The sequence below is a fragment of the Psychrobacter glacincola genome (genome assembly GCF_904846215.1).
In the GTDB taxonomy this organism is placed as follows: Bacteria; Pseudomonadota; Gammaproteobacteria; order Pseudomonadales; family Moraxellaceae; genus Psychrobacter; species Psychrobacter glacincola.
In genome coordinates, this window is record NZ_CAJGZK010000002.1 from 1 (window position 1) to 26,579 (window position 26,579).

General features: G+C 42.7%; 22 protein-coding genes. 9 read left to right on the forward strand and 13 right to left on the reverse strand.

Annotated elements, in window-relative coordinates:
• Positions 1–186: 186 nt before the first annotated feature.
• The 4 genes from leuB to leuC all read right to left on the reverse strand — a co-directional run bounded on the left by leuB (position 187) and on the right by leuC (position 4,418).
• Entirely contained in the window at positions 187–1,290 is a 1,104-nt protein-coding gene (leuB, locus tag JMW90_RS01150; protein ID WP_201561299.1) for a 3-isopropylmalate dehydrogenase, read from the reverse strand.
• Between the two features lie 85 nt (positions 1,291–1,375).
• Positions 1,376–2,125 carry a hypothetical protein gene (locus JMW90_RS01155; RefSeq protein WP_201561300.1) on the reverse strand — a complete coding sequence of 250 codons (750 nt, stop codon included), beginning with the start codon at positions 2,123–2,125 and terminating at the stop codon, positions 1,376–1,378.
• 176 nt (positions 2,126–2,301) lie between these two features.
• Positions 2,302–2,952, reverse strand: coding sequence for a 3-isopropylmalate dehydratase small subunit (gene leuD, locus JMW90_RS01160; RefSeq protein WP_201561301.1), 651 nt, complete (start codon positions 2,950–2,952; stop codon positions 2,302–2,304).
• Between the two features lie 47 nt (positions 2,953–2,999).
• Entirely contained in the window at positions 3,000–4,418 is a 1,419-nt protein-coding gene (gene leuC, locus JMW90_RS01165) for a 3-isopropylmalate dehydratase large subunit (protein ID WP_201561302.1), read from the reverse strand.
• A 308-nt stretch (positions 4,419–4,726) separates the two neighbouring features.
• On the opposite strand from leuC, the gene JMW90_RS01170 reads away from it, so the two are divergent.
• Positions 4,727–5,599, forward strand: coding sequence for a LysR family transcriptional regulator (locus JMW90_RS01170; protein WP_201561303.1), 873 nt, complete (start codon positions 4,727–4,729; stop codon positions 5,597–5,599).
• A gap of 507 nt (positions 5,600–6,106) precedes the next feature.
• Positions 6,107–7,606 carry a sodium/proline symporter PutP gene (gene putP / locus JMW90_RS01175; protein WP_201561304.1) on the forward strand — a complete coding sequence of 500 codons (1,500 nt, stop codon included), beginning with the start codon at positions 6,107–6,109 and terminating at the stop codon, positions 7,604–7,606.
• 334 nt (positions 7,607–7,940) lie between these two features.
• Here the strand turns inward: putP and JMW90_RS01180 are convergent, their stop codons facing one another.
• From JMW90_RS01180 to JMW90_RS01190, 3 genes are all read right to left on the reverse strand, one after another.
• Positions 7,941–9,455 carry an outer membrane protein transport protein gene (locus JMW90_RS01180; RefSeq protein ID WP_201561305.1) on the reverse strand — a complete coding sequence of 505 codons (1,515 nt, stop codon included), beginning with the start codon at positions 9,453–9,455 and terminating at the stop codon, positions 7,941–7,943.
• 400 nt (positions 9,456–9,855) lie between these two features.
• A complete protein-coding gene (locus JMW90_RS01185) occupies positions 9,856–11,367 on the reverse strand; it encodes an outer membrane protein transport protein (protein ID WP_201561306.1) in 1,512 nt (503 codons plus the stop codon).
• A gap of 213 nt (positions 11,368–11,580) precedes the next feature.
• Entirely contained in the window at positions 11,581–11,862 is a 282-nt protein-coding gene (locus tag JMW90_RS01190) for a SlyX family protein (protein WP_201561307.1), read from the reverse strand.
• A 199-nt stretch (positions 11,863–12,061) separates the two neighbouring features.
• On the opposite strand from JMW90_RS01190, the gene JMW90_RS01195 reads away from it, so the two are divergent.
• From JMW90_RS01195 to JMW90_RS01220, 6 genes are all read left to right on the forward strand, one after another.
• Positions 12,062–14,005 (forward strand): ATP-binding cassette domain-containing protein, encoded by a 1,944-nt coding sequence (locus JMW90_RS01195; protein WP_201561308.1) that lies wholly within the window; start codon positions 12,062–12,064, stop codon positions 14,003–14,005.
• A 430-nt stretch (positions 14,006–14,435) separates the two neighbouring features.
• Positions 14,436–15,020, forward strand: a complete 585-nt coding sequence (gene petA / locus JMW90_RS01200; protein WP_201561309.1) for a ubiquinol-cytochrome c reductase iron-sulfur subunit — start codon at positions 14,436–14,438, stop codon at positions 15,018–15,020.
• A 22-nt stretch (positions 15,021–15,042) separates the two neighbouring features.
• Positions 15,043–16,248, forward strand: coding sequence for a cytochrome b (locus JMW90_RS01205; RefSeq protein ID WP_201561481.1), 1,206 nt, complete (start codon positions 15,043–15,045; stop codon positions 16,246–16,248).
• Positions 16,248–16,961, forward strand: coding sequence for a cytochrome c1 (locus JMW90_RS01210; RefSeq protein WP_201561310.1), 714 nt, complete (start codon positions 16,248–16,250; stop codon positions 16,959–16,961). The genes JMW90_RS01205 and JMW90_RS01210 overlap by 1 nt, the downstream gene beginning before the upstream one ends.
• A 197-nt stretch (positions 16,962–17,158) precedes the next feature.
• On the forward strand, positions 17,159–17,773 hold the full coding sequence (locus tag JMW90_RS01215) for a glutathione S-transferase N-terminal domain-containing protein (RefSeq protein WP_201531281.1): 615 nt from the start codon (positions 17,159–17,161) through the stop codon (positions 17,771–17,773).
• 462 nt (positions 17,774–18,235) lie between these two features.
• On the forward strand, positions 18,236–18,676 hold the full coding sequence (locus JMW90_RS01220) for a ClpXP protease specificity-enhancing factor (protein WP_201531280.1): 441 nt from the start codon (positions 18,236–18,238) through the stop codon (positions 18,674–18,676).
• A gap of 90 nt (positions 18,677–18,766) precedes the next feature.
• On the opposite strand, the gene dcd is transcribed toward JMW90_RS01220, so the two are convergent.
• The 6 genes from dcd to JMW90_RS01250 all read right to left on the reverse strand — a co-directional run bounded on the left by dcd (position 18,767) and on the right by JMW90_RS01250 (position 24,495).
• A complete protein-coding gene (gene dcd, locus JMW90_RS01225) occupies positions 18,767–19,342 on the reverse strand; it encodes a dCTP deaminase (RefSeq protein WP_020443725.1) in 576 nt (191 codons plus the stop codon).
• A 759-nt stretch (positions 19,343–20,101) separates the two neighbouring features.
• Positions 20,102–21,328 (reverse strand): iron-sulfur cluster carrier protein ApbC, encoded by a 1,227-nt coding sequence (apbC, locus tag JMW90_RS01230; protein WP_201561311.1) that lies wholly within the window; start codon positions 21,326–21,328, stop codon positions 20,102–20,104.
• Between the two features lie 210 nt (positions 21,329–21,538).
• Positions 21,539–21,835: a CBS domain-containing protein gene (locus JMW90_RS01235; protein ID WP_201561312.1), complete on the reverse strand. Its 297-nt coding sequence runs from the start codon at positions 21,833–21,835 to the stop codon at positions 21,539–21,541.
• 371 nt (positions 21,836–22,206) lie between these two features.
• Positions 22,207–23,007: a 3-hydroxybutyrate dehydrogenase gene (locus JMW90_RS01240; protein WP_201561313.1), complete on the reverse strand. Its 801-nt coding sequence runs from the start codon at positions 23,005–23,007 to the stop codon at positions 22,207–22,209.
• A 76-nt stretch (positions 23,008–23,083) separates the two neighbouring features.
• The gene (locus tag JMW90_RS01245) at positions 23,084–23,713 is read right to left on the reverse strand and encodes a CoA transferase subunit B (RefSeq protein WP_201561314.1); all 630 of its coding nucleotides are present in this window, start codon (positions 23,711–23,713) and stop codon (positions 23,084–23,086) included.
• Between the two features lie 68 nt (positions 23,714–23,781).
• Positions 23,782–24,495 carry a CoA transferase subunit A gene (locus JMW90_RS01250; protein ID WP_201561315.1) on the reverse strand — a complete coding sequence of 238 codons (714 nt, stop codon included), beginning with the start codon at positions 24,493–24,495 and terminating at the stop codon, positions 23,782–23,784.
• A 311-nt stretch (positions 24,496–24,806) separates the two neighbouring features.
• On the opposite strand from JMW90_RS01250, the gene JMW90_RS01255 reads away from it, so the two are divergent.
• On the forward strand, positions 24,807–26,222 hold the full coding sequence (locus tag JMW90_RS01255) for a GntP family permease (RefSeq protein ID WP_201561316.1): 1,416 nt from the start codon (positions 24,807–24,809) through the stop codon (positions 26,220–26,222).
• Positions 26,223–26,579: the final 357 nt, after the last annotated feature.

The following is a 26,579-nucleotide window of genomic DNA, read 5'->3' on the forward strand; positions in this document are numbered from 1 at the left end:
CCGTTCTTCTTGGTGTGTTTGTCACGACAAAAAGGGCAGTTTTTTGATTCATGACGTTGATTCCTTGCAAATATAGACAGTATATAGCTTCAGAGCCTACACCAGCATGAATTTTGTCCATTACACCTGGGTTTATGATTATGCAGTGTCATGTTTAAAAGTCAGTCCATACTAAAGATATTCTCATTAGACCAATTTTGCCAATACGGCTTGTCCCATTTGCTGACAACCGACTTGTATAAGCCCAGTCTCGCTACGATCCAAGATATCGACCGTGCGTAAGCCATCATCAAGCACCTCACTGACCGCTTGCTCAATCGCTTGTGCTGCCACTTCTTGTTTAAAGGTATAACGTAGCATCATAGCGACAGATAAAATGGTGGCTAGTGGATTGGCTATATCTTGTCCTGCGATATCAGGCGCTGAACCATGACAAGGCTCATACATGCCTTTGCCCGCTTCATCAAGGCTTGCTGATGGTAGCATACCAATAGAGCCTGTCAGCATCGCCGCTTCATCAGATAAGATATCGCCGAATAAATTGCCAGTGACCATAACATCGAACTGTTTAGGGTCTTTAATCAACTGCATACAGGCATTGTCAGCATACATATGCGATAACGCCACATCGCTATATTGCGCCTGCTGTAGCTCAATCATGGTCTGTTTCCAAAGCTCAGTGACTTCTAATACATTTGCTTTGTCGATAGAGCAGACTTTGGCAGAGGTTCCTGCTGCCTGCGCGCGTGTTTGCGCTAACTCAAAAGCAACTTTGCCGATACGATTGATTTCGCTGGTGCTATACACCATGGTGTTATAGCCTTGCTGCTCACCATTTTCTAGCGTACGAATACCGCGCGGCTCACCAAAATAAATACCACCTGTCAGTTCACGCACAATAAGCAAATCTAGACCTGAGATAATCTCAGGTTTAATGCTTGAGGCATTAACAAGCTGCGGATACAGCTTTGCCACACGCAGATTGGCAAACAAACCAAGCTCGCTACGAATTTTTAGCAGACCGCGCTCAGGACGTTTACTACGTTCGATACCATCCCACTTAGGACCACCAACTGCACCCAATAACACCGCATCTGCTGCGCGTGCACGTTGTAGCGTCTCTTCTGGCAAAGGTTCACCCGTTGCATCAACTGCCACACCGCCGATCAATCCAGACTCAAGGGTCAAACCTAACGCAAACTTATCATTGACAGCGTTCAGCACATCAATGGCTTGGGTCATGATTTCAGGGCCGATACCATCGCCCGCTAATGTTAAAATCGTTGCCATACTGGTCCTTGAGGTTAAGTAAGTTTCTGTTATTTATTTTATGTCTGCTTTAGTTATCAGCTCATTAAAGACAGGCTTTTAATGATTATACTTTGGCTTTTACCTTTACCTTTGATGGCACTGATGCCGCCTTAACACTACCAGTTTCTACAAATTCTCCTTGATGCTCAGTGCCAATCTGCTTGCAGAAGCGGCGCTGCACGGTATTGCCTTGATAAAGCTCAACACACAAAGGCTCTGGTGATGCTGAATCTAACAAGCTACCGGAGCTTTGGCCAGACTTTTTTTGATAAGCACGTAGCTGATAGGTACCGGGGCTAGCAAAGTCATGAATCATGGCAAAACGCTCAACGTAGCCCAGATTGTTTTCTGGATAAAAATTAACGTGTACTTCACGTTTAGCAGGTTTGACCCGAGCATAATAGTTAATAAGATTTGGCATAGCAGACGCTGATAATGGCACAATTTTAATGGCATTATTATGAATAAGCGGCGTCATATCCATCGTCACAGCGGCTTGAGAATGCTTAGTGCCCGTGCGAGTTTTATTGTTTTCGCGCGCATCATTCATCGCAACCAGCATAGTAGCATTCATAGGTCTATGGGTTTCAGGCGATATAATCATTGTGCGATCTATCTTTACAATCTCGCAGTGGTAGGTGCCGACACAGGCAATATTTACTTCGTCAGCGATAGGCTTGATAGTACCCGTCCATACCTTTGCGCTTTCTGCTTTATCTATCTGTTGATAGCCTGTCAACGCCTGACAACCAGATAACAATAAGGTTACGGCAATAGCCGTGCTTGTCCATACCGCAAAACATGTTTTATTCATAATGATGGCTACTATTTATCAGATAAAAATATAATAATGTAAAAATAGATTATCGTTCATTTTAGCCACTTAATCACCATAACTCAACGCTGTATTAGCGCTAAGCTCGTTTTTATGGCAATTCATATTTTGTTGTTGATCGTTTACGATTGGCTATATTATTTTACGATGAAAGACTATGCTCTGACTTCATTGAATATCCAAGGCGTTTTTTGCATCATTTTTTGCTCGTAGTTCTTAATAGCGTCGCTCTGCTGTAAAGTCAGTCCGATATCATCAAGACCATTTAACAAGCAATGTTTGCGAAATTCGTCTACTTCAAACGCATACTCTTCACCCGTTGGCGTAATGACTACCTGTCTTTCAAGATCTGCAGTCAGCTCGTAGCCTTCGTTAGCAAACGTGGCTTTCATTAATGTATCAACGATTTCTTCATTTAATACAATCGGTAGCATGCCATTTTTAAAACAGTTGTTATAAAAGATATCGGCAAAGCTTGGCGCAATAACGGTACGAAAGCCATATTCAGACAACGCCCAAGGTGCATGTTCACGGCTAGAGCCACAACCAAAGTTACGACGCGCCAGCAAGATAGTTGCGCCTTGATAACGTGGCTGATTTAGAATAAAGTCAGGATTAATAATACGGGTGCTATTGTCTTGTCCCGGATACCCTTCATCGAGATAACGCCAATCATCAAATAAATTGACGCCAAAGCCAGTACGTTTAATAGACTTTAAAAACTGTTTTGCAATAATCTGGTCGGTATCGACGTTTGCGCGATCAAGTGGGCAAACGATACCCGTTTGGGTGTTATAAGCTTGCATAGTATTTCCTATCAAAGTTGTTCTTATTGTTGAATAAAGCGTGACGATTAAAACGTCCGCACATCCACAAAATGACCCGCCAATGCTGCTGCCGCTGCCATCGCCGGACTCACCAAATGCGTACGACCCCCATTACCTTGACGACCTTCAAAGTTGCGATTGGATGTCGAGGCGCAATGCTCTTGCGGCTCAAGCTTATCGGCATTCATCGCCAAACACATTGAACAACCCGGCTCACGCCATTCAAACCCAGCATCAGTAAATAAAGTATCCAAGCCTTCTGCTTCTGCTTGTAATTTCACTTGCCCAGAGCCCGCAACGACGATGGCTTCTTTAATAGTATCAGCCACTTTACGACCTTTAATGACGGCTGCTGCATCACGCAAATCTTCAATACGTGAATTCGTACAAGAACCAATAAATATACGGTCGAGCTGGATATCGGTGATTTTTTGACCCGCTTGCAAGCCCATATAGGTATAAGCGCGCAACCAACCTTCTTCTTGTGCGGCGTCAATAGCTTGATCAGGCGTTGGCACCGACTGGGTGATATCGACTACCATCTCAGGCGAGGTTCCCCATGACACTTGCGGCGCAATTTGACTGCCATCAATTTCAATCACGCTATCAAATACGGCATCATCATCTGAATAAAAAGTACGCCAGTAAGTTTCTGCTTGCTGCCATTGGTCAGCAGTTGGTGCATAAGGACGACCTTTAACGTAATCGATAGTTGTATCATCGACTGCAACCATGCCCACGCGCGCGCCTGCTTCAATTGCCATATTACAGACGGTCATGCGCCCTTCCATCGTCATGTCTTCGAATACTTGACCAGCAAATTCAATGGCATGTCCTGTCCCGCCAGCGGTGCCGATTTTTGCAATAATGGCAAGCACCACATCTTTTGAGGTTACGCCAGCGCCAAGTTTACCGGTGACGCGGATTTGCATATTTTTTGATTTCTTTTGAATCAAGCACTGAGTTGCCAATACGTGCTCAACCTCAGAGGTGCCAATGCCATGCGCCAAGCAGCCAAGTGCGCCATGTGTCGCCGTGTGTGAATCACCACAAACGACCGTCATGCCAGGCAATACCAAGCCTTGCTCAGGACCGACGACATGTAAGATACCTTGACGGGCATCATTAATGGTAAATTCAGCAATATCAAACTTGCTGCAGTTTTCATCTAACGTCAGTACTTGTAAGCGTGAGACTTTATCCTTAATACCTGCCACACCTTCTGAGCGCTCTTTGGTGACTGTAGGTACATTGTGATCAGGGCTGGCGATATTAGCAGATAGACGCCACGGCGCTCTATTCGCCAGCTGTAATCCTTCAAATGCTTGCGGGCTTGTCACTTCGTGTAGCAAATGGCGGTCGATATAAATTAGGCTCGAACCATCATCACGCTTGGTGACTTCGTGAGCATTCCAAAGTTTGTCATATAACGTTTGACCGGCCATGTTGCTATCCTTTTTAGTGGCTAATGACTTTATTTTTCGTTTATCAAATCGATAATGTGCTAGAGGTTTTATCTATTATTTAATCGTAATCGCAATAATCGATGTATAAAATAAGATTTATGGCGCAGATTATCAAGTAACTACAATAAATATGTCACAATACGTCTTGATGTCTTGTGATTATAGCAGGCTAATCCTATAATAATAATTGATGATTTTTTCATAGTTGCAAACTTTTATTTCTAATACATTATGACTAGGTCAGCCAACTTTTATTTATAGCTTGCTACGTAGCTAAGGACATCGGTGTGAATACCACAAATTTAACGACATTCGTTACTGTTATGCAAACAAGCAGCATTTCAGGTGCAGCAGAAAAACTGTTTATTACTCAGCCTGCAGTCAGTAAACGCATCAAAAACTTAGAAGATGAATTCAATATCACTTTATTCGATACGGTAGGCCGCGGTATTGTACCCACCCAAGCGGCTAGTGAGATGTTACCTCACGCCAAACGCTGGCTTGAAGATTATGAAAACTTCAAAATCAACTTGCAACATTCTAAACATATTGTATCCGGCAAGCTCGTCATCGGCACCAGCCATCACATAGGCTTACATCATCTAGCACCTGTACTCAAGCACTTTATTCAGGCCTATCCTGCCGTGCAGCTAGAAGTACATTTTGTAGATTCAGAAACCGCTCATAAAGCGGTGTTAGATGGCGACTTGTCACTGGCCTTTTTAACATTGCCCCCAGTATACGATAAGCGCTTGAGCTATCATACCCTATGGTCAGATCCCCTATACTTTATGACCGGTACATTATCGCCTTTAGCCACAAAGTCTAATGTGACACTAGAGCAATTGGCACGCTATCCTGCTATTTTGCCCTCTGCCAATACCTTTACCAGTCAGATTACTTTGGCCGAATTTGCGAAGCACAATCTAAAACCTTATGCCACCATGAGCACCAATCCGCTTGAATCTATTCGTATGTTGGTTTCTGTTGGACTCGGCTGGTCAGTATTGCCACAAACGATGCTTAGTCAAGATTTAGAACGTATTGACATGGCCGACAATATCGAATTGCAGCGTTATTTAGGCGTGGTCATCAATCCAAAACTAACACAATCTAACAACGTTACTGCTTTATTAGACTTACTTGCTCCGATCGAGTAATTAGATACAAGCTAAAAGCTTGATAATCGATATTAAAGGCTATTTAACAGAGCCTAGCTACTTAGAAAATTGCCTCATTCGCATTTGTGACTCTCATACGTTATAATACGCCTGACGTTTTTTATAACATAATTTTACCTAAAAAACACTGATAGTCATATATTGAACAGTTCTAGTAATATATGATAGTAAACAATAGGTTTGATGGTCTTAAATGATTGGTTATATAAGCGACTAATATCTATAAGTGATGAGCAGATGGGAGCAGTTAAAATTGCAAACTAGCAAGTATATTTGCAGTAGCCTTTTAATTATTGCTTTATAAGTATTAGTTCTAGAACAGCATTAATCATATAAAACTAACAGAAGATATCGAATCAAAGCCATTATGTCCTACTTAATGGCTTTTTTCGTCTTTAGATATTGTTTCTAAACATCGTCTTGTAATACTTAATTTTTCTCATTAAAAATAATGACAGCCAACAACGTTGGTTAAGGACAATTTATATGAACGGAGTTTCTAGTGGCGTACTGATATCACTTGGCGCCTATTTCTTGGTAATGATTGGGATTGGCATTTACGCTTATTTTAAGCAAGCCAATGACACTGAAGGCTATATGCTTGGCGGTCGTAGTCTCGGTCCTGCGGTAACGGCTCTATCCGCTGGTGCATCAGATATGTCCGGCTGGTTATTACTTGGCTTGCCGGGTTATATGTATGCCGATGGAGTCGTGAGCATATGGATTGCGCTCGGTTTGACCATGGGCGCCTTCTTAAACTATATTATCGTCGCACCGCGTTTGCGGGTTTATACTGAGATTGCAGACAACGCAATCACACTACCTGATTACTTTGCTAACCGCTTTGAAGACAAATCACATATGCTTCGGGTGTTCTCAGCAGTCGTTATTATCTTATTCTTTACGGTTTATACCGCAGCCAGCTTAGTTGGTGGTGGTAAGTTGTTTGAAAGCTCGCTCAACCTTCCTTATAGCACTGGTTTGTGGGTCACTGCTGGTGTGGTCGTCGCTTATACCCTATTCGGTGGTTTCTTAGCGGTCTCAATGACTGACTTTGTGCAAGGCATAATCATGCTATTTGCGATGGTGATCGTTCCTATCGTTGCCTTTACTGATCTTGGTGGTATATCAGCAACCACTGAAGCAGTTCGAAACATTGATCCAAATCTGCTTAATATTACCAGTGGTATGACAATCATGGGTATTATCTCCTTACTAGCATGGGGTTTAGGCTATTTTGGTCAGCCGCATATTATTGTACGTTTCATGGCAATACGTTCTGTTAAAGATATCCCAACGGCACGTAACATTGGTATGAGTTGGATGATTGTTAGTTTAATTGGTGCATTGATGACTGGTTTTGCTGGTCGTGCTTATGTACAAAAAACCGCAATGACCTTAGAGGATCCTGAAACTATCTTCTTAGTATTTACACAGTTTTTATTCACACCACTGGTTTCAGGTTTCTTATTAGCCGCTATTTTAGCAGCGATCATGAGTACTATCTCATCACAGCTCTTGGTCGTATCAAGCTCATTAACCAAAGACGTCTACAAATTATTTTTGGATAGAGATGCGCCAGAAGCTCGTCAAGTACTGGTAGGTCGTATCTCTGTTATATTAGTTGCTGTTGTATCCATCTTATTAGCCTCTGATCCAGAAAGCTCTGTGTTAAGCTTGGTCTCTAATGCTTGGGCTGGATTCGGTGCTGCGTTTGGACCACTAGTCATATTTAGTTTGACATGGCGCGGTATGAACCGTAACGGTGCTGCTGCTGGCATGGTCGTTGGCGCATTAACGGTCATCTTATGGATCTATGGTCCTTTCCAGGTGAATGGCATGGCACTCAATAGTTGGTTATATGCGATTGTCCCGGGCTTTATATTAAGTACTATCGCAATCTTTGCGGTCAGTATTATGACGGGTGGTCCAAAGGATTCAATTAAAGCGAAATTTAAAGAGATGGAAATGAACTTAGATAAGTAAGCACTTTCAACTGCTGTTGTTAAATTAGAAAACCTTGCTATCATGGCGAGGTTTTTTTATTGTCTGATTAAAGATCACTGGATTATTTAAATACTAACTAACCTTGTATAGTTAATCCACTTTTAAAAGGGCACAGAACTACTGGGGTTAATTTCTCTTGGTTGCTGCGCTTACGCAGACAGGGGCTGCAAAAAATTTATACCAGCAGTACCGTAGCGTTTTTAGGGTACTTTGACTATACAAATGAGATTTATCTTAATTCAGACAAGAAAAAGCGACCCATAACATAATGGATCGCTTTTTTATTTATACTTTAGTTATTTATAATAAGGTTTTACTTTCCTTGATAAGAAAGCTTCATACCTAGGATATAGCCGTCATTATCTTGGAAATCACCAACGATTTGTTGTGTTGGTAGCTTACCTTGAGCATCACCGAACCATAAGTATTTGCCACCAGCTGATACCGCCCATTCTGGGGTAACGTTGTATTTAGCGCCTAGACCAACACTGTAGTAACCATCGATAGGTCCTAGTGACGTTGTAGGATCGCCAGCACCACTATCCCAACCAACGGTACCACTAACGGCTAAGGCTGGTGCTAAACGTTTAGCGATACCGACTTCTACTTGGTACTGGTCGTCTTCATACTCAACAATGTTTAGGCCCTTGTCAGCGTATAATGGATTATTCTTACTAACTGCATTATATAATGGTGGCGTAATGACGAAATCACTCCACGGTACCCAACGTACTTTGGCCGTCGCTAATGTCGTTTTATTAAGACCAGTTTGAAAATCGAAGTTGACTGATTTAGGGGTAGTAAGCTCGTAATTGCTAACCTGAGTAGCTGCAGCAGGATTACCTGCTAAAAGTCCAGCTAAAGGATAAGTTTCAGATATCGTTACATCATGGTCAATCTCAGAGCGATACGTTAAAGCTGCTTTTAATGCAATCTCAGGTTTGCTATAAGAGAAGCCTGCTATGTAACCATAATCCATATCAGGATTACTGTTTGAGGTATAGCCAGTAGCAAGACTATAAGCACTACCACGTAGTTTTGTACTTGCTCGAATACGCTGTGCAACGGGGCCACCATAAACTTGGAACTCTTTCTTAGCACCGAACTTTGCGCCAAGAATAGCTGTTAAGTTTTCGCTGCGCACTTCAACCTTAGTATTTTCGGTATTAGAAAGCTGAGCATTGGCATAATTATCAAAACCTACTAATGGAGCTAATTTTGCTTCGCCAGCTGCAATTTGTGCTTGAGCGCCACTAATACGTTGTTGTAAAGCTGCTTGAACTGCTGGAATTGTAGTATTTTGAAGAGCTGCTTGTAATTGTACAACTCCAGCTCTAGCAGCAGCTAGACCTTGTTGAGACTGGTCAACAAAGTTACTTAATTGTTGAGCATTAGTAACTCCTGGCACTAATGGACCTACTCTTGTTGCAATTAGATCATCAATGGCTGCAGTTGGAGCACCAGTAAAATTATTATCGCCAGTGTATTCAGCAGATGCACCAAAAGGTTCATCGTATAAAACACCAACACTAAAAGTATCGTTGATGTCCGTTTTTACACCATAACGAAAGAAGTCATAGGCTTCAGCGATGTCGCCAGTGTCTCTACCTTTTTGGTATTGCTCTGAAGTTGAGCCGACGAGAGCATTATCATTACCACTCACATCAGCATCAATATAAGTATAAACAGCTTCAGCATAGGTGCCATCTTGTAAGAATGCTGTGACATCTTGACCTGAGCGATCAAGGCCTGCAGCATTAGACATACTGGCTATAGAAAGAGTAGCTATCGCTACAGCTAGAGTTTTTAAATGAAAAGTAGCGCGCATTGGGTATCTCCAAACATCCTAGTTGTTTAACCGCTTGCATAGTTAATATTCAGTATTGTTACTTGAAATATAATATTATGTAAACGACGTCCTGAAATGAATAGTAATGAATTTTTGACACTAAAACAACAGTTAAAACACTTTATTTCTTGCTAATGACTGTCCAGTACAACTTTCACAACCGATTATAGTTTATTCATAATAATATCTATGCCGTACATACTTACTATTAACAATATTTAAGTCCGATATTTTCTGATTTTAGATAGTTAATAAAAACATTTAACGAACATATTACATAGCGTTTATTTTGCTTAACATATAAAAAAGCGACCCCTTAAGGGTCGCTTTTTTTGCAGATAATGGCATCAACCTTATGATAAGTTAACCCCATAATCCTCTAGTTAAAATTTTGTTTGGCCTGGTAAGACAGTTTTACACCAACGATGTAACCATCATTGTCTTCAAAGTTACTAACGATCTTTTTGGTTGGTATCTGACCTTCGGCATCACCAAACCATAAGTATTTACCACCTGCTGATACCGCCCATTCAGGGGTAACGTTGTATTTAGCGCCTAGACCTACACTATAATAGCCATCGATAGGGCCTAGAGAAGTTGTAGGGTCACCTGCACCGCTATCCCAACCGATATTACCACTAATCGCAAGTGCTGGAGACAAACGTTTGGCAAGACCCAGCTCTACCAAATATTGATCATCATCGTAGCTGACTAGTGCTAGACCTTTATCATCCATAGTCCTACGTTTGCTAAATTCATTATATAATGGTGGCGTAATTTCAAAGTCGCTCCATGGCACATAACGCATTCTTAAAGTTGCTAGTGTTGTTGGGTTGATACCCGTTTGGAAGTCGAAGTTGACTGATTTAGGCGTGGTAATATCGATAGTACCATTCTGATTTGCAGCAGCTGGATTATTCTCTAAGATACCTACTATAGGATAAGTCTCAGATAACTGGGCGCTGTGATCAATCTCAGAACGATAAGTCAAAGCCGCTTTTAAGGCAATTTCAGGCTTACTATAAGATATACCTGCCAGATAACCATAGTCTTGTTCAGGGCTGATATGTGTCGTATAGCCAGTAGCAGGACCATAAGCGGTACCGCGCAGTTCCACATCAGCTTCGATGCGCTGAGCGACTGGGCCACCGTATATTTGGAAGTTTTTGTTTTCACCGAATTTCATACCTAGGATAGCGGTGATGCTTTCACTACGTACTTCGACGTTGGTTTCTTCCCCTGCAGTACTTGCTTCAGCGCCTGCTATTGCTGCTGCCGTACCAAAAAAAGTAGCTTGTTCACCAAGACTCCGTGCTTCTGCGGCTGATGCGGCGGCTTGAGCGCCAAAAGCTGCCGCTGCTTGTGGCGTTGTCGCTGTCGCTGCTTGTTGTGCAAAGCCTTGTGCTGCTGCACCCGCCGCTCTTGCTTGGGCTCCTAAAGTACCTGCTTGTAGTCTAGCATCGTTAAAATCACTAGCCGCGCCACCAGTTAGGGCCACTGTTGAAGCATTAATATCGCTTTGCGCCACAAAATTATTGTCGCCTCTATAATCAGCCGCTGCACCAAAAGGCTCATCATATAAAACACCAACACTAAAAGTATCGTTGATATCAGCTTTTACACCATAACGAAAGAAGTCGTAAGACTCAGCAATATCATCAATCTTTTTACCTTGCTGATAGCTATTATCATTTGGTAAAGAGTTAGCACTGTCATAACCAGTCACATCGGCATCGATATAAGTATAGACGGCTTCAGCGTATAAACCATCTTGTAAAAATGCCGTTATATCTTGTCCTGAACGATCGAGACCCGCCGCACTTGCGACGCTAGCGATAGAAAGAGCAGCGACAGCTACCGTGAGGGTTTTAAGATTAAAGTTTGCGCCCATTGTGTATCTCCAAACATTCACGTTGTTTACCGTTATACCGAACTTTGTCAGGTAGACGGTACTTAAGGTGAAGGATACTAATGTTTTTAATACACTAAAACAACATTATTTCTCTAATATGACTGGATAGTCACTGCAAGGTAGTTTTATCCGAAAATACACATATAAATTCATTACAAATGATTCAGCTTATTTGCTGTTCATGAACAGCGATTAGTAATGAGGGGGTCTATCTGCCATGACGTCAAATGGTGCTACGCCTCCTTCTTCATCTTGGCTTTCAACTTGTTTATAAATAAATTGTAATTGTCGTTGTAGCGTTTGGATATGTTTGTCTTGCCGAGTAATGACGTCGTCAAGGCGTTCTACCGTGAGCTCAAGATGAGACATATTCATCTGCAGTTCAACCAATTGCAATTGTAAATCAGCTTGTGTGGTTAAGCTGTCGATTTGAGGATTGGATACACTGTTGTTTTTTGGATTTGCTTCATTCATATTTTTCTCAATACTAGATACTATGGCTAACGAGGGCTAACGCCTTGATAAGATGTTCTACATTACTTGATAAATTAATCGTCATAAAATCGTGCTGATAAATCTATTTACGCACGCTACAGTTACGTGGCAGCATGTTATACTGCTGCAAATTTTGCAACAACCCCTACCTCACTATTATATAAGCTTAAGATACTCTATGGCACTGATACATTTAAAAGATATTCACCTTGCCTTTGGCGTCGCTCCTGTCCTTGATGGCATTGACTTTGCTATCGATGCAGGCGAGCGCGTGTGTTTAATTGGTCGTAATGGCGAAGGCAAATCTACCTTATTTAAGCTGATTAATGGCACCTTGTTGCCTGATAGCGGCGAAGTAATTATTAATAATAGCGTGCGCGTCGCTATGCTCGAGCAGGATGTACCTGAGACCAGCGGTAGAATTTTAGATATCGTTATGGGTGGTAGCCGCCGCACTGCCGAGCTACTGATTAACTATAATGCGCAAACTGATTTATGCGCCAATGGTGACATGGATGCCTGCGAGCGTATGGCAGACTTGCAGCATGATATCGATGCGGTACATGGCTGGGATTTAGAGCGTGAAGCTACCCGCCTTATCACGACGATGGGTCTCGATCCAGAAGATGATTTATCGTCTTTATCAGGTGGTCGTAAGCGCCGTGTTTTATTAGCGCGCTCTTTGGTGACTAAGCCTGATGTGCTACTCCTTGATGAACCGACCAACCATTTAGACGTTGATAGTATTGAGTGGCTTGAGCGCTTTTTATTAGATTGGCAAGGTCTGACTTTGTTGTTTGTCACCCATGATAGAGCGTTCGTTAATAAATTATCCACTCGTATCATTGAGCTTGACCGTGGTCAATTGACCAGCTATGACGTCACTCAAGGCGAAGGCGGCTATGCACGCTATCAAGAGCTAAAAGAGCTACAGTTATTAGCTGAAGAAAAGAACAATGCCAACTTTGATAAGAAATTGGCACAAGAAGAAGTATGGATTCGCCAAGGTATCAAAGCGCGCCGTACCCGTAATGAAGGTCGTGTCCGTGAGCTAAAAGCGTTGCGTGAAGAGCGTAGTGACCGCCGTGAGCAAGTCGGTAATGTCAATATTACCATGGGTCAAGGCGAGAAAAGCGGCAAGCTGGTCTGCAAAGTTAAAAATCTACATCTACAATATGATGACCATGTATTGGTCGATAACTTTAGCACCACTATCATGCGCGGTGACAAAATCGGTATCGTCGGTCCTAATGGCGCGGGTAAAACCACGCTTATTAAAGCCCTACTCGATATGTCAGACGATGATGTGATCAAAACTGGCAGTGTTGAATTGGGTACCAACCTAAAAATCGCCTTCTTTGATCAGTTGCGTGATCAATTAGATTTGGAAGCCAGTGTGGCGCAAAACGTCTCAGAAGGCTCTGACTTCGTCGAAGTGGGTGGTCGTAAGACGCATATTATGAGCTATCTACAAGACTTCCTATTTGCCCCAGAGCGTGCACGTACGCCTGTAAAAGCATTATCAGGTGGTGAGCGTAACCGTGTGCTACTTGCCAAGCAACTCTTAAAACCTGCCAACATTCTCGTACTCGATGAGCCAACCAACGACTTGGACATGGCGACCCTTGAGCTACTAGAAGAATCAGTCGCAAGCTTTGGCGGTACGATTTTGCTCATTAGCCATGATCGCTCCTTTATGGACAATGTCGTCACCTCTACTTGGGTATTTGATACGGATGAAGATGGCAAAGGCACAGTCAGCGAGTATGTCGGTGGCTATCAAGAATATTTGGTACAAAAGAATCGCGAAGAAGCTTCTAAGGCAGCCAAATCTTCTAGTAATAATACCGCCAACAGTAAATCTGCTACTAAATCAGCGGCAGTAGCGAAACCTAACAATGCGGCTAAAAAGCTTAATTTCAATGACCAACGTGAGCTTGATGCGTTGCCAAAAGAGATTGCGGCTTTAGAGGTGGAACAAACTCAACTAGAAGATAAGCTAGCCGACGGCACTTGGTTTAATCAAGACTTTGATGCGGCAACGGCTGCTAGTGAGCGACTGCTTGCTATTGAAGATGAGATGATGACTAAGCTTGAACGCTGGAATACGCTCGAGAGCTAATCTAGATCTTTATGCATGCAATTATCCCCATTTTATAATATAAAGTGGTGATAATTGCCTCACAGCGACTTACAGAGTAGTGATGTGCTGAAAGTTAGTGAACATTGTCTTAATTTCAAGTATCATTCCCTATTGCCGAATATCCTTATCATTTATAAGGTCATTATTCATAACATATTTGTTGATATAAAGCAGGTGTTAAACATTGATAATCAAGATGTTATGTCTTGATCGCCTTGTTTAACGCTGAAGTGTGCCCTATGGAGGTTGCTTTATTTTTAACACAATAATTTATTTTATGACCAAAATAGCTTAGAATAGCAACAATTAGCAAAATTAGGCACAGCTAACGTGGCTTGATAATTGTAATTTTCTAAGTCACAAACCCAGTGTGGGATAATCCCATTTCATTCACCTGGAGGAAGTATTAATGAGCCATGCCGAAGGCGTTAACGTACAACGCCGTAGAGTTCTTATTGCCTCGACTGCCGTAATTGGTGCAGCTGGGGTAGCTGCTGTGGCAACACCTTTTGTCCGCTCTTGGACCCCAAGTGCTAAAGCCGAAGCTGCTGGTGCGGCAGTGATGCAAGATATTGGTTCTATCGAAGCAGGACAAATGATCGTTGTCAAATATCGTGGCAAACCCATTTATGTGGTTAAACGTACTGAAGATATGCTAGACAAATTAGAGGATGTTAAGCCATTGCTGGTTGACCCTGATTCTAGCGAGTCTGTTCAGCCTGAATACTGTGCCAATCCTACGCGCTCTTTGGAGCCCTCCGTATTGGTGGTAGAAGGCGTATGTACACATTTAGGCTGTGCGCCAAATTACCGTCCTGATGTTGGTGCAGCCGACCTCGGTGGCAATGACTGGTACGGTGGATTTTTCTGCCCTTGTCATGGCTCTAAATACGATTTAGCGGGTCGTGTTTATAGTGGCGTACCTGCACCGCTTAACTTACCTATCCCAGAGTACAGCATGGATGGTACCATCTTGACGATTGGGGAGGCTTAATATGAGCATGGGTAAAAAGTTAATGCATTGGGTAGACGCGCGCTTTCCTGCGACCGAAACCTATGAATATCATATGTCAAAGTACTATGCACCAAAGAACTTTAACTTTTGGTACTTCTTTGGCGTGTTATCAATGGTCGTGCTGGTCAATCAGTTAGTCACTGGTATTTGGCTTACGATGATGTATAACCCAAGTGCCGAAGGGGCATTTGCGTCTGTTGAGTATATCATGCGTGATGTCAAAGGCGGTTGGCTCATCCGTTATATGCATTCGACTGGCGCGTCAGCGTTCTTCGTAGTGGTATATCTGCATATGTTCCGCGCCTTGCTATATGGTTCATACCAAAAACCGCGTGAGCTGATTTGGCTTATCGGCATGGGTATTTACTTGGCATTGATGGCAGAAGGTTTCTTCGGTTACCTACTTCCTTGGGGCAATATGTCATTTTGGGGTGCTCAGGTTATTCTAAATCTACCTGCAGCTCTACCAGTTATTGGTGACGGTCTTGCTGAATGGGTTCGTGGTGATTACATTATTTCAGGTATCACCTTAAATCGCTTCTTTGCTCTACATGTGGTTGCTATTCCATTAGTGCTCGTCGGCTTAGTCTTTATGCATTTAGTGGCACTGCATCATGTGGGTTCAAACAACCCTGATGGTATTGACATTAAGAAGCTAAAAGATAAAAACGGCGTACCATTAGATGGTATCGAATTCCATCCGTACTATACCGTACATGATATGGTTGGTATCGTTGTCTTCTTTATCTTGTTCTTTGCAGTGGTATTCTTCTTCCCAGAAGGCGGCGGCTTCTTCCTTGAGCCACCAAACTTTGAGACTGCGAACTCACTAAAAACACCAGCGCATATTGCACCGGTATGGTACTACACGCCTTTCTATGCCATCTTACGTGCGGTTCCTGATAAGCTTGGTGGGGTTATTGCGATGGGCGCTGCGATTGCCGTATTATTTTTAATACCTTGGCTTGATAGATCGCCTGTACGCTCGATACGTTATAAAGGCATTTTATCTAAAATTGCTTTAACCGTGTTTGCCATTAGTTTCTTAGTGTTAGGTTATTTAGGTGCGACGCCAACCACACCAACAGCAACGCTTATGGCCCGTATATTCACTGTCTTATATTTCTTGTTTTTCTTACTGATGCCAATTTATACCTCTATTGAGAAGTGTAAACAGCCACCAGAACGCGTTACCGGAGGTCACTAATGAGCACGCTAATTAAATCCTTAGCAGGTTTAGGCTTAGGCGCGGCATTAACTTTGACTGCTGGTAGCGCTCTAGCAGCAGGTAGTGGCTGCGGTACGTTTACCAATGCTGATGGTGTTGAAGAACACTTAGCTTGTAGCACAGCGCCTATTGATTTTACCAATAAAGGCTCACTACAAAATGGTGCCAAGACGTTTATGAACTACTGTGCTGGGTGTCACTCAGCAAAGTACGTTCGTCATTCGCGCATTGCTAAAGATCTAGAGATACCACCTGAGCTGGTCGAAAAATATCTGATGGTGACCACCGATCAAATCGGTGACCATATCAATGCTGAGATTGACCCTGAAGTACAAGCATCATGGTTTGGTGCCGCGCCGCCAGACTTGTCGCTTGAAACCAGACTGCGTGGCGATGACTGGGTTTACACTTACCTCTTGTCTTTTTACGAAGATCCAAGTCGTCCTTGGGGCGCTAACAACTTAGTGCTTGCAAACGCTGCTATGCCGCACGTCTTGCATAATATGCAAGAAGAGCTGAGTCAGGAAGAGTTTGAATCTGAAGTCGGTGACTTGGTTAACTTCATGGCATGGATGGCAGAACCTGTTCGCCATGACCGTAAAGTCATTGGTTTCTTTGTGATTTTATTCTTACTTGTCTTATTGATTCCCGTTTACTTGCTCAATAAAGAATTTTGGAAAGATGTCAAATAAGCGACATTGAGAATCGAGCAATTAAGCAAGATATTGGTATAAAAAAAGCATTACTTCGGTAGTGCTTTTTTATTGGTTTAAGGATTCATAAATTGGTCGCTAAAGATAAGCTCAGGGGCAATGTTTACTTATGTTACCTTGATAAATACAGCAAGTTTGTTTACGATGGCAGGCTTTACTATTAACATTAGGCTTTCATGATTGATGCGAATGACATTCCAAGTAGTCAGCTAATTTTATACGCTGATGACAGCTACGACAGTCATGTGGTACGCCTATTGCTTGAAGAAAAGAAGCTCGCTTATTATTTATCACGTTTGCATTCTGAGCGTCCTGAAGATTTAACAGAGCTAAACCCTTATCATACTTTGCCTGTCCTGCAGCAGCGTGAAATTGCGCTTTATGAGATCAACGTTATCTTTGAGTATTTAGAAGAGCGTTATCATGCCCATAAGCTCCTGCCTGATACGCCACAAGAGCGGGCACAATTTCGTCAGTTAGCATGGCGTATTCAGCGCGATTGGCTAGCACTCGGTAAGCGATTGCTGATGCATCCCGATAGTTTTAATAAAGCCCAAGCGGCTATGGCTAAAAAGCAACTTAGCGATTCGCTCATCACTATATCACCATTATTTGCTCATAAGTCTTACTTTATGGCAGATGAGTTTGGTTGGTGTGATGTGCTGCTAGCGCCTTTATTATGGCGATTAGAAGAAATGGGCATTGAGCTGCCTCGCGCTATCAGTCGTCCCCTATTTGATTATCAAACGCGCATATTTGAACGTCAAAGCTTTAAAAAAAGTGTGAGCTAATTAGACAAAGCGTGATGACTGCCCTAAAATAGACGCTACTAAAAAATGACTTTTTTGCTATAGCTGATCCACTTTTAAAAGAATACAGCAATGCTGGCGTTCCTTGTTCGCAGCCTCTGTCTGCGTAGGCACAGCAAGCAAGAAAAATTAATACCAGTAACGCGTTATAATATTGTATTTCTTTTATTTAGAACAGACTATATTAGGGCGTGTCCTCAATCTGAACGAAAGCGATTAAATGGGCTAAAAATGGCTAAATCTTGCCAAACTGCGTCAAATAGCTGGTCAATATCCTGATATTACCTGCGCTATTTTCCTTATTTGGCTGCAATTTATCTCATTTTTATCACCATTTTCAAAATGAGGACACGCCCTAATCAATAAAAATTGCAAACCAATAAAAATGTGTGGCAAATATCTTATTGACCATTACCTAATACCTTTATGATAGGAAACCAAAAGATGAGCGAAACCACATCCATAACCCCAACTCGTCCTTATATGGTGCGCGCCCTTTACCAATGGATAGAGGACAATGCGCTTACGCCGTATCTGATGGTCGATGCGACTGCTGATAACGTGCAGATTCCAACCGAGCATGTGCAAGATGGTCGCATTGTGCTCAATATTGCCAGCCGCGCCACTGGTAATATGAGTATGGAAAATGACTATATTCATTTTAGTGCGCGCTTTGGCGGTGTATCACAAGAGATTTGGGTACCGCTCACGGCAGTGCTAGGTATCTACGCAAAAGAGAACTCTCAAGGGATGTTTTTTGATCCCAATGAATATGATGACTATGTGCCTGAAGAAGATGCCGTTGCAAGTAGCAGCTCTAAAACGAACGTTGCCGCGCCTAAGCCCAAACGTGACAATAAAGCTGGCTTAAAAGTCTTAAAATAATCAAATCGGACACAAAAATAAGCCAGTCATATAAAGTATGACTGGCTTTTTTATTACTCTTCTAAATAAACCGAATGCTTAAAACAACCATTAAGTTCTTGGCAAAGTCACACCGCGCTGACCTTGGTATTTACCACCGCGGTCTTTGTAACTGGTCTCACAGACGTCATCAGCATCGCTTTGGAAAAACAGCATTTGCGCAACCCCTTCGCCAGCATAGATACGTGCAGGCAAATTGGTGGTGTTACTGAACTCTAAAGTAACATGACCTTCCCACTCAGGCTCAAGTGGCGTGACATTAACGATGATACCACAGCGGGCATAGGTTGATTTACCTAAGCAAATAGTCAATACATCGCGTGGAATACGGAAATATTCCATCGTACGCGCCAATGCAAAAGAGTTTGGCGGAATAATACACTCGTCACCGATGACATCAATAAAGCTTTTTTCATCAAAGTTTTTTGGATCTACAATCACTGAATGCACATTGGTGAAAACTTTAAACTCAGGCGCGCAGCGTACATCATAACCATAGCTTGAAGTACCATAACTGACCAAACGCTCACCGGCATCGTTAAAACGTACTTGACCGGCTTCAAACGGCTCAATCATGCCGTGTTCTTGAGCCATTTTACGAATCCAGCGGTCAGATTTGATAGACATTGTTGTTCCTTAGCAGATACAGAATAGGAGTTATGATACGAATGGTTTTTTGATAGCGACGATTATACGGAATTGAGCGCTCAATTTATAGGCTTGGCTACGTTTAAAATAAATCTATAGTCAATACGATACCTGCCTACCATTTGCAACATGCTCCTCTGCCCGTCCCATCATCTTATCAAGCGTTATAACCTCCTTCCTTTAACCTAGATTTTGATGGTCGCCAATACCAAACAGATTCGATAAGGTATAGTCAGAGAAAAGTAATATCGATACATCAAGTACTGCTGATATTAATTTTTCTTGCTTGCTGTAGCTAGCAGACAGAGGCTGCAAAAAATTTATACCAGCAGCACTGTAGCGTTTTTGAGATATTTTAACTATAACTCAATAATTTGCGTAAAACAGCATTGATTGACTTTTAGATGTTTACGCCAATTGGGGAAAGATTTTTCTAATATAAGAAGGCGATAATAGTCAAGATAGTGGATGTTTTGAGCTTTAGCAAAGACCCAATAGGTAGGTTGACCGTTTTGAACAAGCTAACTGAGAACGATGGGCTTGATACCACTGGATAGGCGCTTCGGATCTTGTCCGTTGCGATTTTGATTCATAGCCATGGCTAACCTAGCCAAATTTACACCTAGGTATTAGCTATTTTTTATAGGACATTAAAATAGTTTGCTACTATTTTATAATAGCAAACCATAGCCCATTAAACATTAAAACGCTGCGACTCTTAGCATTAAAGATTCGTTATTAAAAAATACGCTTATCATCAGCTGGTTTAGCAAACTTGTTAATATTGGTTTCGATATTTTTAGCAATGCTTAGATAGTAGGATGCAAAATCATCATCAACTAAGACGCTTGGCTCACCTTTATCTACCTGTGCACGGATAGCACTTGCCAACGGTAGCTGTCCTAGTAGCGGCACTTGATATTGCTCAGCGATTTTTTCGCCGCCGCCCGTACCAAAGATGGCTTCGGTATGATTGCAATTGCTACAAGTGTGCAGCGCCATGTTTTCAACCACGCCAAGCACAGGGATATTGGTTTTGTTGAACATCTCAATGCCTTTTTGGGCATCAAGTAACGCAATATGCTGCGGTGTCGTCACAATAACAGCGCCCGTCATCGGAATACGCTGAGCAAGCGTGAGCTGGATATCACCGGTACCTGGCGGCATATCAATCACTAAGTAATCTAACTGTGGCCAATTGGTTTGATTGTATAGCTGCATCAACGCACCGGTGGCTTTTGGACCACGCCAGGCGACAGGTGTATTGTCACCACCAAGTAAGCTACCAATCGATAACATCGCCAGTCCATGCGCATTGATAGGCACAAACTGTTCATTTTCAAGCTCAGGTTTGACACCAGCCACACCTAGCATCGCTGGCATACTGGGACCATAGATATCAGCATCCAATACCCCGACACGATTACCGAGCTTTTGTAATGCCAAGGCGATATTGACCGTGGTGGTTGATTTACCCACGCCGCCTTTACCAGAAGCGACGACAATGATATGACGAATACGCGGATGAGCGGACAATGATGCTTGGGTTGGAGCCGGCTTAGTGATGGGTGGTTCAGCATTTACTGCATTATTATTAGTCTTGGCGCCAGGATTACTTTGACTGTTCATCGCATTGGTGGTTTTTGGCATTGCTTTTGGCAAGCTTGAACCCGCACCTTTCATCGGCGCTGGTATCCTTACATTCATATGAATGGTTTGAATGCCATGCGGCTGCAATAGCTGACCAAGCTCTTTCTGAATGGTTTCAGGATCGCTTTCAGGTGGTAGGCGTAAGTCTAATGTGAGCTGATTACCACTGCGCTCAAGACCCGTGACCATCATGGCAATACTGCTATCACCAACCTGATAACCGAGCAATACTATATCAACAGCGGTATCAAGCGCCGCTTTCTGCTCTGGACTTTCCGTTTGTGCGGTGGGTTTTTTATTCATAAAGTTAAACATAGCGACCGTGACTGCCTATACAAGTGGGTTGGTATGCTAAAAAGTATTATTCATACTATAACGTGAATAATTAACGACAGAAGCCATAAACTTTTTAGCCAAACCTTTTATCGTATTAGTGTAGCGCAATTGCAAGTATAAAAAAACCATGATGCCAGTAGGACAGCGTTTTGCGTAACACCTCTAACCTGCGATGCCGTTAATTGATGACTAACTTATGAATCCCTTTAACCAATAAACAAAAACTGAGAAGCAATAAATAAACAAATAGATCAGCACACCTAGCAGCTGACGCGTCTCATCAACCCCATAAGTATGATAAATAGCTTGAGCATCCGGCGCCTCTAATCGCAGAACATCTAGTGCATCAGACACGGTCATCTGAGCCGCTAATATCTCATCATCAGAGCTCATAAGAGCGCCAGCAGTACATTCCTCATAAGCAAATATCCTAGAGCGATTGGGCAGCTGCTCCAATAGCTGCCAAGCAAGTTTGGGCTTAATCAATACTATGATATCGACAATATCAATAGGACGTAATGCCTTTACCGCATCAATTGCTTGCTTAAAATTCTGTTTTTCAATAGCTTAGCTTAACTTTACTGTGCGCCGCAAATAGCCCAGCGAGTGCTCATAAAAAAGAGCCAATATCATTGGCTCTGGTCAATATAAAGCTAAATCCTAATCGATTGGTCTTTTTTAGCAAGCTGATGCCTATGAAGCTATAGTCAAAATACTCTAAAAACGCTACGGTACTGCTGGTACAAATTTTTTGCAGCCTCTGTCTGCATGGGCACAGCAAGCAAGAAAAATTGATACCAGCAGTACATAATGTGTCGATATTACTTTTCACTGACTATAAAAGACCAAGTCATTCCTTAATTCATAAACCAGCCGTGGCTTGCGACAATGGATTGTCCGGTAAAAACATTGCTTGGAAATGCGGCTAAAAATAAAGCCAATTGAGCAATGTCATCGACAGTGGTGAACTCTTTATCCACGGTATTGACCAGCATGATGTCATTTACTACGGACGCTTCACTGATGCCTTTTTCAGCCGCTTGCTGCGGGATTTGTTTTTCGACCAAAGGTGTTTTGACAAACCCTGGGCATATCACATGCGTGCGCACATTGTAGGCAGCGCCCTCTTTTGCTAATACCCGGCATAGACCAAGCAAACCATGTTTGGCAGTGACATAAGGCGCTTTAAACATGGATGCTTCATGCGAGTGCACAGAGCCCATATAAATCACGGTACCACCTTTATCCTCTTTATACATATGCTGTATGGCAGCTTTGGTGGTCAAAAACGCACCATCGAGATGGATAGCGAGCATTTTTTTCCAATCATCAAACGCCATCTTATTGATGGGGTCAATGATTTGGATACCAGCGTTAGACACCAGAATATCAATACCACCAAAGGTATCGACCAATTTTTGAACACCCTCATTAACAGCAGCTTCAGACGTCACATCCATTGCAATTGCAAGGGCACGCCCGCCTGCTGCTTCAATAGCATCAACGGTTTGCTGAGCCGCTTCAATATTGATATCGGCAATACCGACCGCAGCGCCTGCCTTGGCATAAGTTTCAGCGATATCACGTCCGATACCGCTGGCAGCACCGGTGACTAATACCACTTTACCGGTCAAATCCTGTTGTAAGTGGGTCGCCATAAATTGTCCTTAATAATGATAAATTGAGCATCTACTCTTTATTGGTGCGCATACATAGCCATACTTAATGCGCTTTTTATTGATGAATGGTCACTGGCGTTTTCTCTTGTAGCTCATCGAAGCTCACACCATCCGCCAGCTCAACCAACTTTAGACCATTATCAGTCACATCAAGTACCGCAAGCTCAGTAATAATGCGATCAACGACCCCTTTGCCTGTCAATGGCAGCTCGCAATTGGCAAGGATTTTTGGCTCGCCGTGTTTATTTACTTGTTCCATCAATACAATCACACGCTGCACGCCTGCGACCAAATCCATCGCACCGCCCATACCCTTGACCATCTTTTTGGGAATCATCCAGTTCGCCAAATCGCCCTGCTCTGAGACTTCCATCGCGCCCAATATCGCAAGATTGACGTGACCGCCACGAATCATCGCAAACGACTCTGAACTACTAAAATAACTGGCGCCCGATTCGGTAGTGACAGTTTGTTTACCCGCATTAATCAAATCTGCATCGACGTTTTCTTCGGTCGGAAACTCGCCAATACCTAACAAGCCATTTTCTGACTGTAGCCAGACATCGACGTTTTTAGGGATATAATTGGCGACTAGCGTTGGTAGACCGATCCCTAAGTTGACATAATAACCGTCTTGTAGCTCTTGTGCAGCGCGCTGTGCCATCTGCTCTCTTGTCCATGCCATGGTAACTTCCTTAATTTTTACGATATTCTAGTATTATCAATTCGATTATTTATTAGTTCTTTGCAGCTCTAAGCGCCTTCAACTGCTTTAGTGGTGGTTTTTTCGATACGCTTTTCAGGATTGCTGTTCAAGATGATACGCTGCACAAAGATACCCGGCAAATGAATCTCATCAGGGTCAAAGGTACCTGTTTCTACGATTTCTTCAACTTCAACAATGGTTATCTTACCTGCCATCGCACAGTCTGGATTAAAATTACGAGCGGTTTTATTAAAAATTAAGTTACCCGCTTTATCGGCTTTCTGCGCTTTGATCAATGCCACATCAGCACGCAATGAATGTTCAAGCACATAGGTTCGACCATCAAAATCACGCGTCTCTTTACCTTCAGCGACCAGTGTACCGACGCCGGTTGCGGTATAAAATGCCGGAATACCAGCGCCACCCGAACGCAGTTTTTCTGCTAATGTACCTTGCGGGGTCAGCTCAACGTCTAACTCGCCTGCCAAGTATTGGCGCTCAAACTCTTTATTTTCACCCACATAAGATGAGATCATTTTTTTAATCTGACGCGTCTGTAACAGTAGTCCCAAGCCAAAGTCATCGACTCCTGCGTTATTACTGATACAGGTCAAATCTTTAACACCACTATCACGTAATGCTTCGATTAACGCTTCCGGAATGCCGCATAGACCAAAACCACCGATAGCAAGCGTTTGTCCATCGCTAACGATACCTTTTAGCGCCGCTTCAGCGCTGTCATACACTTTTGATTGACTCATGCTTATCTCCTTGCAAGTCTATTTTTTGTTATTAACTTCTATCATTAATAATTATGAATAGGTTATATTACTCAATATCTATATTAATACAATTTCTATCGATATATCATCTATAAGATTCTTATGCTAAGTTAACATATTATTCTCGTAGCGAGAAGAGAATAACAACAAGAACATACAGGCCAGCGCAGTAGTAGCATATACGGTAGGACAATATCGTCTTAAGACAGACTTACGTTTGATTAATTTTATTGACCGATATTGATATGCCGGGCATACTCGCTGCCTTAATTTTGCCAAGGAGGGCGATCATGTTTAGCACCTTTGCTATTGTCATTACTTTATTACTTTTGATGTTCTTTGCGTATCGCGGTTATTCGGTACTGATTTTAGCGCCGATTATGGCTGCTTTAGCCGTACTACTTTCAGGTGATTTTTTAAGCAGTATTCCTGCCTATACCGATGTATTCATGGGCGCATTGAGCGGCTTCCTACTCAAATTCTTTCCCATTTTCTTACTCGGCGCACTCTTTGGGCGTTTGATGGCAGACTCTGGGGCGGCAACAGCGATTGCCAAAACCGTGGTCGAAAAGCTTGGCGCCAGTAAAGCGATTTTGGCGGTTATCTTAGTTTGTGGTATTTTGACCTACGGCGGTGTATCACTGTTCGTTGTGGCATTTGCTATCTATCCAATCGCCAAAGATTTATTCAAAGCCGCTGATATTCCTAAGCGCTTGATTCCAGCAGCGATTGCACTAGGTTCGTTCACCTTTACCATGACTGCATTACCCGGCACGCCTGCCATTCAGAATGCTATTCCGATTCCTTACTATAATACCAACGTATTTGCCGCACCTATCTTGGGTCTTATTGGCGGTACGGTGATGTTTATCGGTGGCTGGCTATGGTTGCAATCACGAGCCAGAAAAGCCAATGCTGCAGGCGAAGGTTATGGTCAACATGACGAAGAGAATGTGGGCAGCGTTGGGGCAGCCAAACAAGAAACTGAAGTATTAAATACGCATCATACCTCATTCACCGTTGCGATGATTCCGCTGATACTGGTCATCAGTTTGAATGCTTTACTGACCTATTTTATCTTCCCATCGATGGATTTTAGTGGTCTACAGACTCAGTTTCCAGATTTGAATATCGCAGGCTCGCTTGGGCTATGGTCGATTATCCTCTCATTGGTTGTAGCTTGTATCGTGCTAATCGTCATGCGTCTCGGTCATTGGACCAACCTACAAAAAACCATTAACCGTGGTACTTATGACTCGATGTTGCCGATTTTTAATACGGCATCAGAAGTTGGCTATGGTGCCGTTATCGCCTCATTAGCAGGCTTTCTGCTCATTCGTGATAGTATCTTGAACCTAACACCAGACAATCCACTCATCTCAGAAGCCGTCGCTATGACCACGCTGGCTGGTATTACTGGCTCATCATCTGGTGGTTTGAGTATCGCCCTATCTACCTTGGGTGAAGACTATCTCAGAATGGCAGTCGCTGCTGGTATTGATCCAGAGCTGATGCACCGAGTGGCTGTGATGGCAGCGGGCGGTTTGGATACCTTACCACATAGTGGCGCGGTCATTACCTTGCTTGCGATTTGTGGTCTGACGCATAAACAGTCCTATTTAAACTTGGCAATGGTCACCATGGTGATTCCACTGATTGCTGTCGTCGTTGTCATTACCTTGGGCACGATATTTGGTTCATTTTAACTGGGTTGAGTTAGTGAAGCCTGTCATGAATTCAATTTAAAAAAGGGACAGTGCTACTGTTTTAAATTGACTATAAAACCCGCTAAGCTTTTGCTTGGCGGGTTTTTTGATGAGCGCTTTATAAGGTTTCAGGGTGTTTAACTTTGATGATATAGTGAGTTTATTACAAAAGTGTTATAGCGCTATTGGTATAAATTTTACTGGCGTGCTGCGTTCCCAGAGGCTGCGCAAAATTCATACCAATAGCGCGTTTAAATTTTCATAACATTTTTATTTTCATCTGAATATACACCGCGATGAATGAAGGGCACTTAAATTATAACGCACTACTGGTATAAATTTTACTGGCGTGCTGCG